Origin of the sequence: Nocardioides panacihumi, assembly GCF_039530925.1 — a bacterium.
GTDB classification, from domain to species: Bacteria; Actinomycetota; Actinomycetes; order Propionibacteriales; family Nocardioidaceae; genus Nocardioides; species Nocardioides panacihumi.
The window spans coordinates 29,502-44,151 of the sequence record NZ_BAAAPB010000008.1; the positions used below are offsets into that span (position 1 = coordinate 29,502).

Consider the following 14,650-nt stretch of genomic DNA (forward strand, 5'->3'; position numbering starts at 1 on the left):
CTCGACGGCGGCCGGGCGGCGGCGCTGACCCTGGACTGGCTCGACGAGCACGGCTTCGACAGCCTGGTCCGGCGGGCCGTCGTCGTGATCAACGGCGTACGCAGCCGCGACGACCGCACCACCGACCGGATGCGTCATCACTTCGAACGGCGCTGCCAGCGCGTGCTGACCGTGTCGTGGGACCCCGCGCTCGCGGCCGGCGCGCAGACCAGCATGTCGAGCCTGCGTCGGCAGACGCGGGATGACCTCGTCCTCGTGGCGGCGGCGGTCGCCGACATCTTCAGAGAACAGGAGCTACGTCGATGACCAGCACCCTCAAGGCCGTGGCGCTCGCCATCGGCACACTCGCCCTGCTGCTCGGACCCGGCGGTGCGTCAGCCCACGACGACGACCAGCCACGCAACCTCGACCTCACCGCGTCCGCGCATCCCAGCGACGCCTCACCGGACGACAGCGACCAGGCGGTCGATGTCTCGTCGACCTGGAGGCGCACCGTCCGGGCGGACACCACCGCGCTGTCGTCGACGACCTGCGACGGCTGCCACGCAGATGCGACGACCCTGCAGGTGCTGTACGTCAACCACTCCCACGACGTCGCTGTGGACAACGCGGCCGTGGCCTGGAGCCAGTGCGCCGGCTGTGGCGGCACGGCGCTGTCGGTCCAGGTCGTCGTGCTGGTCGACGGCCGTCGGGTCAAGGCCGACAACCGTGCCCTCGCGACCAACGCGGCCTGCGACCGGTGCAACACGGCTGCGCTGGCCTACCAGCTCGTCGTCGTCTCGCCCGACCGGTCGCGCCTCAGCAAGGGTGCCGTCCAGGACCTGCGCGACTGGGTGGCGGCTCAGTCCGAGGCGCTGCGCGCCCCGGCGGCGTCCTCCCGTCGGTTGCGGGGCCACCGGCCGTCCGCTCGCGCCGAGCGTGCGGCGGACACCCTCGAGGGACTGGTGAACGACGACCTCGGCAGCCGGACACGCGAGCTCGACGTCCAGCAGCGCTGAGCGGGGCGACCTGGGGGCAACCTGGGGGCAACCTGGGGCCAACGGGGGAGCGTTAGTCTGCCTCGCAGAGTGATCCGGCTCACGTCCTCCGGGAGGTCATCGTGTTCGTCCCCTTCAGCGCCAGCGACTTCCTCGACCGCGCGGTGCAGGTGTACGGCGACCGGGTCGGCGTCGTCGACGAGCCCGACCAGCCGGCCGCACCGCTCGGTGAGCTGACCTTCCGCGAGATCGGTGAGCTGGCCCGTCGCCAGGCCGCCAAGCTCGACGAGCTGGGCGTCGGACCCGGCGAGCGTGTCGCGGTCGTCAGCCACAACAGCGCGCGCCTGCTGACCGCGTTCTTCGGGGTGGCCGGCTACGGCCGGGTGCTGGTGCCGATCAACTTCCGGCTGCGCCCCGACGAGGTGAAGTACATCGTCGGGCACTCCGGCGCCAAGGTCCTGTACGTCGACCCCGAACTCGACGAGACGCTGGCCGGCGTGAGCGCCGAGCACCGGTTCGTCCTGGGCGACGACGACGACCTCTACGCGGCGCCGGGCGTCGAGCCCGTGCCGTGGGAGCACGACGAGAACGCCACGGCGACGATCAACTACACCTCCGGCACCACCGCGCGGCCCAAGGGCGTGCAGATCACCCACCGCAACATCTGGACCAACGCAGTGACGTTCGCCCTGCACGCGGGCCTGAGCGACCGCGACGTCTACCTGCACACGCTGCCGCAGTTCCACGCCAACGGCTGGGGGATGCCGTTCGCCGCGACCGGGATGGGCATCAAGCACGTCATCCTCCGCAAGGTCGACGGCGCGGAGATCCTGCGCCGGATCCGCGACCAGGGGGTCACCTTCCTCTGCGCGGCGCCGGCGGTCGCCGCAGCGGTGCTCGACGCCGCCCAGACCTGGGAGGGCGAGATCCCGGGGCGCGACCGCGTCCGGATCATCATGGCCGGCGCCCCGCCGCCGACGAAGACGGTCGTGCGGGTGCAGGAGGAGCTGGGCTGGGAGTTCATCCAGATCTACGGACTGACCGAGACCTCGCCGCTGCTGACGATCAACCGGACCCGGGCCGAGTGGGACGACCTCGGCGCGGAGGAGCGGGCCCACCGGTTGGTCCGCGCCGGGGCACCGGCACTCGGCGTGACGCTCGACATCGACCCCGAGGGCGAGGTGCTCGCCCGCTCCAACGTGGTGCTCGAGGGCTACTGGGAGCAGCCGGAGGAGAGCGAGCGGGCGCTCAGGGACGGCTGGTTCCACACCGGTGACGGCGGCACGATCGGCGAGGACGGCTACCTGACGATCAGCGACCGCAAGAAGGACGTCATCATCACCGGCGGCGAGAACGTCTCCAGCATCGAGGTCGAGGACGTCCTCTTCTCCCACCCTGCCGTGGCCGAGGTCGCGGTCATCGGCGTGCCCAGCGAGAAGTGGGGCGAGACCATCAAGGCGCTCGTCGTGCTCGCTCCCGGGGCGGAGGCCACCGAGGTCGAGCTCATCGCGTGGTGCAAGGAGCGCGCCGCCGGCTACAAGGCGCCGACGTCGGTCGAGTTCCGCGGTGAGCTGGCCCGCACGGCGACCGGCAAGCTGCAGAAGTTCAAGCTGCGCGCGCCCTACTGGGAGGGCTACGAGCGCCAGGTCAACTAGCGCAGCAGCCCCTCCGCGCGCAGCTCGTCCTGGAGCGGCCCCGGCCTGACCCAGGCCTGGTAGTGGACGTCGGCGACGTCGGCCAGCGGCACCGCGCCCGGCCCGGCCGCGGCCGGGTGTGCGGGACACGCGATGACGATGTCAGCGCGCGGGTCGATGCCCAGTACCGTCGGCAGCAGCAGCCACGCGTAGCGGTTGCGGCCGGCCGGGGTGGTCCGGCGCTCGGACGAGCAGCGCCAGAAGTAGGAGATCGACGTGTCGGGATGCTCGGCGGTGATGTGGCGCAGCGTGTCGACCAGCGGCTGGTGGCGGGCGCGGATGTCGTGGAAGCGGGTCGACGCGACGTTCGCCGCCACGGTGCCCGCGGTGCCGAGCGCGAGCACCAGGCCGAGCACCAGGACGGCGCGGCGCCGGGCCACCAGCAGGACGGCGACCGGCACCAGCGCGGTGACGCTCGCGATCAGCCAGAAGCGGGTGTCGTTGGTGAACGTCGGCCGGATGCCCGTGGGGATCGCGTGGTGCGGCAGTGCCCACCACCAGGCCGTCGCGCCGGGCATGTGCGCCGGCGTGATGGTGCCGCCGGTCGGTGCCTGCGGGGCGAGCCAGAGGACGGTCGCGACCACGATCGCCAGGCTGATCGCCGCACCGGTCCACAGCTGCCAGCGTCGGACGCCGACGACGATCGCGGCGAGGGCGACCAGCATGACGAGAGCGAAGAGCGGGTCGACGTACCGCCCGTAGATCCAGACGTCGAGCCGCACCCGCGTGGTGGTCGGCCAGAGCTGGTCGGGCTGCGCCCAGTCGATCGTGCTGCCGGCGAAGAGGGCGCCGACGGCGAGCAGCAGCAACAGCGCGGGCCCGGCGGCCCTTCGGCGCACCTCGGCGACGGCGAGCGTCACGGCGACGACCAGACCGAGGGGCGCGAGCCCGAAGCTCGACACGACCTGCTCCCAGGACTGGCCCAGGACGGTGCGCGCGAGCACACCCGGCCGCAGCGACGTCAGGACGCTGGTCAGGCCGTTGCCCTGCAGGAAGCCGGCGGGGCTGACCAGGAGGATCACGTGCAGGGCGACCGTCCGGGCCGCCCACGACAGCACGACCAGCGCGACCAGGCCGACCAGGCCGACGCGCAGGTGCCGGACGCTGAACAGCAGCAGCCACACGAACGCCGCGAGGACGACCGTGATCATCCGGGCGTGCGTGAAGTAGGTGAGCGCGACGCCCAGCGAGAGCAGGAGCACACGCCCGTACGTCGGCCGCTCGGCGAGCCGCACGGCGGCCAGTGCGGTCAGCGAGACGACGAGGAGGAGCGGCTTCTCGGCGATGGCGTACTCAGCCTGGACGGCATGCGCTGGGAGCGCGAGGACGATCGCCGCGACGGTCACCGACTGGGCGGTGGTCAGCCCGAGCCGGGTGGCGACCCTGGCCATCGGCCAGATCGAGGCCAACCCGAGCAACAGGCTGATCACGAGCGTCGCCCGGTAGAACGCGGTCGGGTCGGAGGTGAACCACCACACGGGCGCGACGAGGATCGCCGAGAGCGGGAAGTAACCGGAGCCGCCGACGTTGGGCGTCGGCAGGCCGAGCAGAGCCCTGCCGGGCATCAGGCTGGAGATCTCGTCGAAGTTGAACGACGGCGTCCCGGCGGCCAACGAGCTGCGCACGACCCAGACGTGTCCGCCCACGGCGACCGCGACGGCGACCCACGCGGCGACCATCCAGAGGCGGTCGCCGCGCGCCTCCCGGGCGCGTTCGACGGGGGCCTCGGTGGTGCTGACTGCCATCGGGGGCGGCTCCTGTTGCTCGACCGGTTCGGACACGTCCACCAGTGTCGGACGTCGCGCCAACTTACGGCCGATCGGCGCGCCGCCTCAGCTGGTGGACTCGAGTGTCCCGTCCGCCAGGAGCTCGTCCTGCAGCGGGCCGGGCAGGACCCAGGCGTAGATCCGGCCGAACGCCGACTGGTCCAGCGAGATGGCGCCGGGCGCCATCCGGTCAGCGGCCTCGCGGCAGACGATCGCGATGTCGACGCCGGTGGTCCGGTTCGAGACGATCGTGGGCAGCAGCTGCCACATGAACCGGTTGCGTCGCCCGCCGGCCTGCCACACGGGCTTCGGGCAGGCCGCGTCGTAGCCGACCGTCGTGCCGGGGTGTTCGGCCAGGATCGTGCGGAGCTCCCGAGCCAGCGGGCTGATCACCTGGTGGGTCTCCTGGTAGTGGCCCGAGGCCTGGTCCGCGAACACGCTTCCGGCGCCGGCGAGGGTCAGCACGACACCGATCGTCAGCAGGCCGGCGAGCCGCGCCCGGACCCGCGTCGCGGCCAGCACGACCAGCGGCAGCACGGCGGTCAGGGAGGCGATGAGCCAGAACCTGTTGGCGTTCGTGAGAGTGGGGACGACGCCGGGGACGGTCGTGTGGGTCGGCAGCGCCCACCACCACGCCATCGCGCCCGGGATGTGGGCGGGGGTGATGAAGGCGCCTGTCGGGGCTTGGGGGGCGAGCCAGAGCACGGTCGGGACGGCGATGGCGAGCGCCAGGCACCACGCGGCGACCACCGTCGACCGGGAGACGCCCCGGACGATGGCGCAGAGGGCGATCAGGACCAGCAGCTCGACCGCCGGGTCGGCGTACCGGCCGTAGATCCAGGCGTCGAGGCGTCGCCACGTGGTGGCGTAGAGCTGGTCCTCGGCGCCCCAGGCCAGGGAGCTGCCGCCGTAGAGGGCGAAGGTCGTCAGCAGGACCAGGCAGGCAGGGCCGGCCGAGCGGTCGCGGAGCTCACGCCGGGCCAGCACGAACGCGACCACGAGCCCGACGAGCGCGAGACCGAAGCCCGACACGAGCTGCTCCCACGCCTGGCCGAGCCCGGCGCGCAGCAGCATGTCCGCGTTGCCGACCGAGAGGTTGGTCAGGATCTTGTCGCCCTGCTGGAAGCCCGCGGGGTCGACCAGCGTGTCGATGTGGCGGGCGAGCTGCCCGGCCGCCCACGACAACGGCAGCAACGTCACCAGCCCCGCGAGTGCCGCCTGCCAGCGCCTGACGGCGAAGACCAGGAGCCAGACGGCCGCGGCCGGCACGAAGACGAGCATCCGGGCATGGGTGAAGTAGGTGAGCGCCACCAGCACGCCGAACAGGACCCCGCGCAGGGCGGTGGGCCGTTCCCCGAGCCGGATCGCCGCGAGCACGGAGAGCGTCAGGAGCAGGAAGAGCGGCTTCTCGGAGAGCGCGTAGTCCGCCTGGACCGACCGCGCCGGCAGCGCCATCACGACGGCTGCGACGGTGACCGCCTGGGGCGTCGTGAGGCCGAACCTCGTCGCGATCCTCGCCAGCGGCCAGATGGTGGCGAGCGCGATCACGACGCCCACGACGGTGGTGACCCGGTAGAACGTGAACGGGTCCGACGTGAGCCACCAGACGGGCGCCGTGAGGATCGAGGACAGCGGGAAGTAGCCGGCGCCGCTGATCTGGGGGGACGGCACGCCGAGCGCCGCGCGACCCGCCATCAGCGTGTCGACCTCGTCGTAGCTGAAGGTGGGGAAGCCCTTGGAGAGGGCGCTGCGGGCGACCCAGACGTGTGCCGCGGCGGCGACGAAGGCGGCGACCCACGCCGCGACCAGCCACACCCGGGAGGAGCCCGAGGTGTACGACGGCAGCGGCTGCGCCGGCGCGGTCTCCTCGGTCAGCGTCATCCGTTCCTCCTGGCTAGCCTGTGTCCATGCCGACGCTCGCCGACATCGTCGCCCTCCTCGACGAGTGGTACCCGCCCACGACCGCCGACGACTGGGACGCCGTCGGGCTGGTGGGTGGACACCCGGCCGACGAGGTCCGTCGCGTGCTGTTCGCGGTGGACCCGGCCCCGGTCGTCGCCCAGGAGGCGGCCGACTGGGGTGCCGACCTGCTCATCGTGCACCATCCACTCTTCCTCAAGGGAGTTCACGGCGTCGCGGCCACCACGCCGAAGGGGCGGACGTTCACGACCCTCGCGCGAGCCGGATGCGCGCTGTTCACCGCGCATACGAACGCCGACCAGGCCGTCGACGGTGTCTCCCAGGCACTGGCCGACGCGCTCGGCCTCGCCGACCAGCGGCCGCTGGTGCCCGCGGAGGGTGACGAAGAGACCGGCACGGGTCGCATCGGGACGATCGCGCCGACGACTCTGCGGGAGTTCGCGGCGACGGTGTCCGCGGCGCTGCCGGCCACGGCCCACGGCGTACGAGTCGCGGGGGACCCGGAGCGACCCGTCACCACCGTCGCGCTCTGCGGCGGCGCCGGCGACTTCCTGCTCGACCGGCTCGCCTCCAGCGGCGCCGACGTCTACCTCACCAGCGACCTGCGGCACCACCCGGCGGCCGAGTTCCTCGAGAAGGACGGACCGGCGCTCGTCGACGTCGCGCACTGGGCGGCGGAGTGGACCTGGCTCCCGGTGGTCTCGGCGAGGCTCGCCGAAGCACTGGATCGCGCGCCGGGGAATAGGGTGGAGATCCGGGTCAGCACGACCGTGACCGACCCGTGGACGTTCCGAGCCTGAGACCCCAGGAGCCTGCGCTGAAAGCCGACCCCTTCGCCCAACTGAAGCTGCTGGACATCCAGGAGCTCGACTCCCGGGCCGCCCAGCTGCGTCACGCCCAGGCGACGCTGCCCGAGACCGCCGAGATCGCGGCCGTCACCGCCGAGCGACGAGTCGTCGAGGACCGGACGCGCGACGCCAGGGTCGTCGTCGACGACCTCGCTGCCGCACAGGCCAAGGCCGAGACCGACGTGGAGGCCGTGCGCACGCGGCGCGTCCGCGACCAGGAGCGGATGGACTCCGGCGCGGTGGCCAACCCCAAGGACCTCGAGCGCATGCAGCACGAGCTGGCGACCCTCGACCGTCGCATCGGCGTGCTCGAGGACGAGGAGCTCGAGGTGATGGAGCAGCTCGAGGAGGCGCAGCAGGCGCTCGCCGCCCTCGAGGCGGAGCTCGCCGGGTACGACGAGCGGCTGGCCGCGCTCGCGGCGAGCCGCGACGAGAAGGTCGGCGGCCTCGACGCCCAGCTCGCCGAGGTCGTCGCCGAGCGGCCCGCGGCCGTGGAGGGCATGCCGGCCGACCTGCTCGCCCTCTACGACAAGCTGCGCGCGAGCAAGGGCATCGGCGCCGCCGAGCTGCGTGCCCGCCGCTGCGGCGGCTGCCAGCTCGAGCTGGACACCGCCGAGCTGAGCCGGATCAAGACGCTCCCGAGCAACGAGGTGGTGCGCTGCGAGGAGTGCTCCCGGATCCTGGTGCGCACCAGCGAGAGCGGGCTGTGACGGCCCTGCACCGGGCAGTCGTCGTCGAGGCCGACGGCGGGTCGCGGGGCAACCCCGGGCCGGCGGCGTACGGCGCCGTGCTGAAGGACGCCGCGACCGGTGAGGTGATCGCCGAGGACGGCACGACGATCGGCGTCGCGACCAACAACGTCGCGGAGTACTCAGGCCTGATCGCCGGCCTGCGGATGGTCGCCGAGCTGGCGCCCGACGCGGAGGTCGAGGTCCGGATGGACTCCAAGCTCGTCGTGGAGCAGATGTCGGGGCGCTGGAGGATCAAGCACCCCGACATGCGGCCGCTGGCAGAGGAGGCCACGCGGCTGGCACCGGCCGGCACGACGTACACGTGGGTGCCGCGTGAGCTCAACAAGCACGCCGACCGCCTCGCCAACGAGGCGCTCGACGGCATCCGCAGCGGCGTGACCGTCGCCGGCGCCGAGGATGTCTCGCTCATCGAGGAGATCGAGGACCCGAAGCCACCGCTCGCCCGCGAGGGGGCGGTGACCGGCGGCGCGCCGACGACGCTCGTGCTCGTGCGCCACGGCGTCACACCGCACACGACCGAGAAGCGCTTCTCCGGTGGGCTGGCAAGCGCCAACCCTGGCCTGTCGGACGAGGGGCGCTCGCAGGTGCGGATGTCGGCTGAGTGGCTGCAGCCGCTCGCGGACAGGGCGGCGGTCGTGGTCAGCTCCCCGGTGCGCCGCACGCTGGAGTCCGCGCAGATCGTCGCCGAGACGCTCGGGCTGTCCGTCGAGACGGAGCCGGGGCTGGCCGAGATGGAGTTCGGGCACTGGGACGGGCTGACCTTCGCCGAGGTGGCGGAGCGGTTCGCCGACGAGATGGAGCGCTGGCGCGGCTCGCTCGACGTGGCGCCCGAGGGCGGCGAGTCGTTCCGGATCGTGGAGAAGCGGGTGCTCGACGCGCTGACCCGCCTCCGGGAGCGGTACGCCGGCCGGACGGTCATCGTGGTCAGCCACGTCACCCCGATCAAGACGGTGGTCGCGCACGTGCTGGATGCCCCGCTGGAGTCGCTGTTCCGGATGGAGCTCGCGCCCGCGTCGGTCAGCGTCGTGTCGTTCTACCCGAGCCCCGGCGAGGCCGACCGGGCCTCCCTGCGGCTCTACAACGCGCTGCCGCCGGGTCGGAGCGGGTTCGACCCCGCCACGACCCAGTGGTGACCCCGCCGGACGTCATACGAGCTGGCTGTCCGGACAACCACCTCGTATGACGTCTCGGTGGTGAGCCGGCCGGACGTCATACGAGTCGGCTGTTCGGACAACCACCTCGTATGACGCCCGCTCGGCGGTCAGAGGACGGTGACGATCACGTCCAGCTGGGTGCCGGACCTGCCGGCCTCGCCGGACTCGACGGTCCAGCCGAGGTCGCGGAGCGTGTCGGCCAGAGCAGCCGGGGTGCGTGGGGTCGCGCCGGCCTCGAGCAGGTCGCGCGTGATCCGACCCTTGGTCGCCTTGTTGAAGTGGCTCACCACCTTGCGGACGCCACCGACCTCGTGCAGCACCCGCACGGTCGCGACCCGACGGGCCAGATCCGGGCCGGGCCGCCAGAAGGCGGCGTACGTGCCGGACCGGAGGTCGACGAGCAGCCCGCCACCCAGCGCATCGCGCGCCGCCTCGTCGAGGTGCGCGCGCCAGTGGGCCGCGACGCCCCCGAGGCCGGGGAGTGTCGCGTCCCCGGAGAGGCGGTAGGACGGGATCCGGTCGGCGGGGGAGACGAGGCCGAAGAGCGACGACGTCACGAGGACGCGCGCGGAGGCGCGACGCTTCGCGGCCGGCGACAGGGTGGCGAAGGACAGCGCGTCGTAGACGACTCCGGTGTAGACCCGGTCCGCCCGCGCGCTCGGCGAGGTGCGCAGGGAGGCGTTGAGGCCGATCAGCTCCGACTGCGTCTTGGGCACGCCGAGGGTCTCGGCCGCAACGGTCGGATCCCCACTGGACAGCTCGACCAGCGCGTCGAGGACGGCCTCGCGAGCCTTCGTCAACGCGGGGAGCGTGAGGGTGTCGAGGTCGAGGGGGTTGCCGCGCGACGGGACCGACTTTCCCTCGGACGGGGGCAGCAAGATGAGCACGCCGGATATCGTGCCCGTATGCCGAGCGGACAGGTCATCCGGGTCAGGTCAGCCGACGAGGGCGTGGCCTCGGCCACGCTGCGCAACGGGATCAGCAAGATCCAGCAGGAGCTGGGGGTGAGCGAGGACTTCCCACCCGCGGTGGAGGCGGCCGCGCAGGCCGCCGCCGCGAACCCACGTCTGCCCGACCTCGACCGGACCGATCTGCCCTTCGTCACGATCGATCCTGCGAGCTCGATGGACCTCGACCAGGCGCTCCACCTCGAGCGGAGCGGCGACGGCTACACCGTCCGCTATGCGATCGCCGACGTCGCTGCGTTCGTGGAGCCGGGCGATCCGGTCGACGTCGAGGCCCACCAGCGGGGGGAGTCGCTCTACGGCGCCGACTCGAAGATCCCGCTCCATCCGAAGGTCCTGTCCGAGGGCGCCGCATCGCTTCTCCCGGACCAGGTCCGTCCGGCACTGCTGTGGACGATCGCGCTCGACGCGACCGGCGACGGCACCAGCGTGCACGTCGAGCGGGCCCGGGTCCGCTCCGTCGCGAAGCTGTCGTACGACGGCGTGCAGGAGATGTTCGACACCGACTCCTTCGACGGCCCGTACGCCGACTCGCTGCGGCTGCTCAAGGAGATCGGCGAGAAGCGCCAGGCGCTCGAGGTCGCCCGCAGCGGTGTGAACCTGCCGCTGCCCGACCAGGAGATCGCGATCAAGGGCGACCAGTGGCGGCTGGAGTACCGCAGCCTCCTGCCCGTCGAGGACTGGAACGCCCAGCTCTCCCTGCTCACCGGCTTCGGCGCGGCCTCGCTGATGGTCTACGCCGAGATCGGCGTGCTGCGGACCCTGCCGCCGCCCGACCCGCGCGACATCAAGCGGCTGCACCGCACCGCCCGGGCTCTCGGGCTCGACTGGCCGGCCGAGCAGCTCTACCCCGACTTCATCCGGACCCTCGACCCCACCGACCCCAAGCAGGCCGCCATGGTCGTCGCCTGCACGCGTCTGCTGCGTGGCAGCGGGTATGCCGCCTTCGACGGCGCTCTGCCCGCGCAGACCGAGCACAGCGCCCTGGCGTCGGAGTACGCCCACGTCACGGCCCCTTTGCGCCGACTCGTCGACCGGTACGCCGGCGAGGTCTGCGTCGCCCTCTGCGCCGATCAGCCGGTGCCGGAGTGGGTGCGCACGGCGCTGCCCGCCCTGCCCGACACGATGCGCGAGTCGGGCAGGCGCGCAGGTGCCTACGAGGGAGCGATCCTCGACCTCGTCGAAGCGGGAGTCCTCGCCCCGCACGTGGGGGAGACGTTCCCCGGCGTCATCGTCGAGCTCGACGATCGCGACGAGGGCCGCGGCACCGTGACCATCCAGGAGCCTGCGGTCGAGGCGCACGTGAAGGGCCAGTCGCCGCTGCCGCTCGGGACCGACGTCACCGTCACGCTCACCGAGGCCGACGTCGAGGCCCGGAAGGTCGCCTTCGAGCTGCGCTGACGGATCTCCGCCGTCAAGGGGCCGGGCAAGCGCGCACGGCTGCTACCTTCCGAGCCGTGGACGACTCGCTCGGCCCAGCGGAAGCCCTGGCCGCCCGCGAGACCCATCTCGCCCGCACGAGACGGCGTCGCCGGTCGCGGATCCTGGCGGTCCGGACGGCTCTCGGCACCGTCGTGTCCGCGGTGCTGCTCCTCCTGACGGGCGGACCGGCCGCCGCGCACGCCGAGCTCGAGAGCAGTGATCCCGCTCCCGACACGGTGCTGACGACGGCTCCGCGGATCGTGTCGCTGCGCTTCAGCGAGGACGTGTCGGCCCCGGCGGGTGCGGTGCGGGTCTTCGCGCCCGACGGGAGTCGCGTCGACAGCGGGCGTGTCGAGACCGACGGCGGCCGGGTCACCGTCGGTGTGGGTGCGTCGGCGCGGGGCACCTACCTGGTCGCGTGGCGTGTGGTCTCGGACGACTCCCACCCCGTCTCCGGAGCCTTCACGTTCTCGGTGGGAGTCGCGAGCGCGGTGCCGACCGGGCAGGCGCAGGCTACCGATCGCGGGCTGCAGGTCGGGCTGGGCATCGGCCGCTGGGTCGGCTACGTCGGCTCCGCCCTGTTGGTCGGCGGGCTGGCGTTCCTGTGCTGGTGCTGGCCTGCCGGCTGGACGACGCGGCGGGCGCGGCGGATCGTGCTGGGCGGGGCCGTGCTGCTGGTGGTCGCGTCCATCGGCTCGCTGATCATCAAGGGGCCGCTCGACGCCGGCCTCGGCTGGGGATCGCTGGGGCGCGGCGAGCTGGCGCGGGAGGTGCTGGCGACGACGTACGGTCGTGCGACGCTGAGCCGCGGCCTGCTCGCCCTCCTGCTCGGTCTGCTGGTGGTCGGGCGCTCACGGCTGTCGACGCGCGAGCTGGGCGGGTACGGCGCCCTGCTCGGCGCCTGCATCGCCGTGTCGTTCGCCCTCGCCGGGCACGCCGCGGCCGGCGACCTGCGCGGCCTCGCACTGCTGAGCGAGTCCGTGCACGTGCTCGCGATGAGCGTCTGGCTCGGTGGGCTGGTCGTCCTGGTCGCGGGCTCCGTCTGGCGTCAGCCCGACGCGCGCCGGGTGGTGCTGCGGTTCTCGTCGGTGGCGTTGGCCAGCGTCACGACGCTCGTGGTGACGGGACTGTTCCAGACCTGGCGCCAGGTCGGGACCCTCGCGGCGCTGTGGCCGACGACCTACGGTCGTGAGCTCACCGTCAAGGTGTGTCTCGTCCTCATGGTGATCGGGGTGGCGGCCGCCGGTCGGCAGCTGCTGCGGCGGCGCGACGGCCTGGCGCTGCTCCGGCGGTCGGTGGTCGCCGAGACGGTGATCGTGCTGGCGGTCCTCGGGGTGACGTCGGCGCTCGTGGCGTCCGAGCCGGCCCGGACGGCGTACCGCGCGACGGTCGTGGCGACCCTCTCCCTGGCCGGCGACGCCGTGCGGGTGTCGGCGGTGCCGGCGGGGGATCGTCGCTCGCGGCTGCAGGTGGACGTGGTCGGTGCGGACGGCCGGCCCGTCGCAGCGGCCGACGTGCGGGCCACTCTGACGCTGCGGGCCGAGTCGATCGGCCCGCTTCCCGTCGCGCTGCAGATCGCCGGGCCCGGGCACCGGCGGGCGCTGGTCAGCGTGCCGACGGTCGGCACGTGGAGGCTCGCGGTCACGGTCGACGGCGAGACCGGGTATGTCTCCCTGCCGATCCGCTAGCCGACGTCATACGTGTCGGTGGTCAGAGCCGCCGCCTCGTATGACGTCCGCCGGCTGGGTGCCCGACCTCAGGCGCCGGTCGCCACCGGCAGGTCCAGGTTGCTCCACTGCGACCACGAGCCCGGGTAGAGGGCGGCGTCGATCCCGACGATCGCGAGCGCGGCGACCTCGTGGGCTGCCGTGACTCCGGATCCGCAGTAGGCGGCCACAGGGCGCCCGCCGTCGGCGCCGACCGCGGCGAAGCGCGCACGGAGCGCGGCCGGCTCCAGGAACCGGCCGTCGGCCGCGAGGTTGCCGGTCGTCGGCGCGCTGACGGCGCCAGGGATGTGGCCGGCCTTCGGGTCGACCGGCTCCGTCTCGCCGCGGAAGCGCTCCCCGGCGCGAGCGTCGAGGAGCACGCCGCCGAAGGAGCCGGCCTCGTCGGCGCCGATGGTGGGAAGCGCGCCCGGCGTCAGCGTCACGCTGCCCGGTGCCGGGCTGACGTCGTCGGTCGCCAGGAGCCTGCCGGCGGCGATCCACGCGGGCAGCGCACCGTCGAGGATGCGTACGTCGGCCACGCCCGCCCAGCGCAGCAGCCACCAGGCCCGCGCGGAGGACAGGTTGCCCTCGCCGTCGTACACGACGACAGTGTCGCCCTCGTCGATCCCCCAGCGGCGCGCGCTCGCCTGGAGCGCCTCGGCGGTGGGGAGCGGGTGACGGCCGTCGGTCGGCTCGCCGTGGGTGGAGAGCTCGGTCTCGAGGTCGACGTACACGGCGCCGGGGATGTGGCCGCGGAGGTACTCCCCGTGTCCGGGCGGCCCCCCGAGCTTCCAGCGCACGTCCAGGACGACGGGCGGGCGGTCCGAGGCGAGCGCGTCGGACAGGTCGGGGGCGCTGATGAGGACGTCCACGCGGTGCAGTGTGGCAGGCCTCATGGTCACTGGGGGAGCGCGGCATGGAATCCTCGCGTGCAGGCAGGAGTTGCAGTCGAGTGTGGAGGCGATGACGGACGTGCTCGAGACGGAGTTCAGGGCGGCCATGCGGCACGTGGCGAGCCCGGTCGCGGTCGTCACGACGTACGCCGGCGACGAACCGCACGGCAGCACTGTCAGTGCCTTCATGTCGCTGTCCATGCAACCGCCGATGCTGCTCGTCTCGCTCGACAACCGCTCGACGCTGCTGGCGATGCTGTCGGTCGGCTCGCCGCTCGGGGTCAACATCCTCGCGAGCGGCCAGAGCGACGTCGCCGCGCTCTTCGCGACCCGCGGCGCCGACCGCTTCGCGGCGCTCCCGTGGAGCCTGCGCGACGGCGCCCCGGCGCTCGACGACACCCACGCCTGGGTCGCCACCCGGGTGGGCTCGCTCGTGCCGGCGGGCGACCACACGTTGGTGCTGGCCGACGTCATCGGGGCGGCGCACGACACCCGGGAGCCGCTGATCTACCACCAGAAGGCCTACGGGACGCATCTTCCGTACTGACGGCGC

General features: G+C 73.0%; 13 protein-coding genes. 9 read left to right on the forward strand and 4 right to left on the reverse strand.

Going from position 1 to position 14,650, the window contains the following annotated elements; all coding sequences use genetic code 11:
- The 3 genes from ABD205_RS21075 to ABD205_RS21085 all read left to right on the forward strand — a co-directional run.
- A partial coding sequence (locus ABD205_RS21075; RefSeq protein ID WP_344048323.1) for a hypothetical protein occupies positions 1 to 306 on the forward strand: 306 nt, incomplete at its 5' end.
- Complete coding sequence (locus ABD205_RS21080) at positions 303 to 998, forward strand: hypothetical protein (RefSeq protein WP_344048325.1); 696 nt, start codon at positions 303 to 305, stop codon at positions 996 to 998. The genes ABD205_RS21075 and ABD205_RS21080, both read left to right, overlap by 4 nt.
- 101 nt (positions 999 to 1,099) lie before the next feature.
- Positions 1,100 to 2,632, forward strand: coding sequence for an AMP-binding protein (locus ABD205_RS21085; protein WP_344048327.1), 1,533 nt, complete (start codon positions 1,100 to 1,102; stop codon positions 2,630 to 2,632).
- Here the strand turns inward: ABD205_RS21085 and ABD205_RS21090 are convergent.
- Entirely contained in the window at positions 2,629 to 4,416 is a 1,788-nt protein-coding gene (locus ABD205_RS21090; protein WP_344048329.1) for a hypothetical protein, read from the reverse strand. The two genes, ABD205_RS21085 and ABD205_RS21090, sit on opposite strands and share 4 nt — an antisense overlap.
- A gap of 87 nt (positions 4,417 to 4,503) precedes the next feature.
- Complete coding sequence (locus ABD205_RS21095) at positions 4,504 to 6,318, reverse strand: hypothetical protein (RefSeq protein ID WP_344048331.1); 1,815 nt, start codon at positions 6,316 to 6,318, stop codon at positions 4,504 to 4,506.
- Between the two features lie 26 nt (positions 6,319 to 6,344).
- On the opposite strand from ABD205_RS21095, the gene ABD205_RS21100 reads away from it, so the two are divergent.
- The 3 genes from ABD205_RS21100 to ABD205_RS21110 are packed head-to-tail and all read left to right on the forward strand — an operon-like array spanning position 6,345 to position 9,090.
- Positions 6,345 to 7,157 carry a Nif3-like dinuclear metal center hexameric protein gene (locus ABD205_RS21100; RefSeq protein ID WP_344048333.1) on the forward strand — a complete coding sequence of 271 codons (813 nt, stop codon included), beginning with the start codon at positions 6,345 to 6,347 and terminating at the stop codon, positions 7,155 to 7,157.
- Positions 7,139 to 7,915 carry a zinc ribbon domain-containing protein gene (locus tag ABD205_RS21105; RefSeq protein WP_344048335.1) on the forward strand — a complete coding sequence of 259 codons (777 nt, stop codon included), beginning with the start codon at positions 7,139 to 7,141 and terminating at the stop codon, positions 7,913 to 7,915. Before ABD205_RS21100 ends, ABD205_RS21105 begins: the two co-directional genes overlap by 19 nt.
- Positions 7,912 to 9,090, forward strand: coding sequence for a bifunctional RNase H/acid phosphatase (locus ABD205_RS21110; RefSeq protein ID WP_344048337.1), 1,179 nt, complete (start codon positions 7,912 to 7,914; stop codon positions 9,088 to 9,090). The genes ABD205_RS21105 and ABD205_RS21110 overlap by 4 nt, the downstream gene beginning before the upstream one ends.
- A 128-nt stretch (positions 9,091 to 9,218) precedes the next feature.
- Here the strand turns inward: ABD205_RS21110 and yaaA are convergent, their stop codons facing one another.
- The gene (gene yaaA / locus ABD205_RS21115; RefSeq protein WP_344048339.1) at positions 9,219 to 9,998 is read right to left on the reverse strand and encodes a peroxide stress protein YaaA; all 780 of its coding nucleotides are present in this window, start codon (positions 9,996 to 9,998) and stop codon (positions 9,219 to 9,221) included.
- Positions 9,999 to 10,016: 18 nt separating this feature from the next.
- On the opposite strand from yaaA, the gene ABD205_RS21120 reads away from it, so the two are divergent.
- A complete protein-coding gene (locus ABD205_RS21120; protein WP_344048341.1) occupies positions 10,017 to 11,477 on the forward strand; it encodes an RNB domain-containing ribonuclease in 1,461 nt (486 codons plus the stop codon).
- Between the two features lie 56 nt (positions 11,478 to 11,533).
- Positions 11,534 to 13,186, forward strand: a complete 1,653-nt coding sequence (locus tag ABD205_RS21125; RefSeq protein WP_344048343.1) for a copper resistance CopC/CopD family protein — start codon at positions 11,534 to 11,536, stop codon at positions 13,184 to 13,186.
- A 68-nt stretch (positions 13,187 to 13,254) separates the two neighbouring features.
- Here ABD205_RS21125 and ABD205_RS21130 read toward each other — a convergent pair whose 3' ends face one another.
- The gene (locus ABD205_RS21130) at positions 13,255 to 14,076 is read right to left on the reverse strand and encodes a sulfurtransferase (protein ID WP_344048345.1); all 822 of its coding nucleotides are present in this window, start codon (positions 14,074 to 14,076) and stop codon (positions 13,255 to 13,257) included.
- A 91-nt stretch (positions 14,077 to 14,167) separates the two neighbouring features.
- Between ABD205_RS21130 and ABD205_RS21135 the strand changes: the two genes are divergently transcribed.
- On the forward strand, positions 14,168 to 14,644 hold the full coding sequence (locus tag ABD205_RS21135) for a flavin reductase family protein (RefSeq protein WP_344048347.1): 477 nt from the start codon (positions 14,168 to 14,170) through the stop codon (positions 14,642 to 14,644).
- Positions 14,645 to 14,650 lie beyond the last annotated feature (6 nt).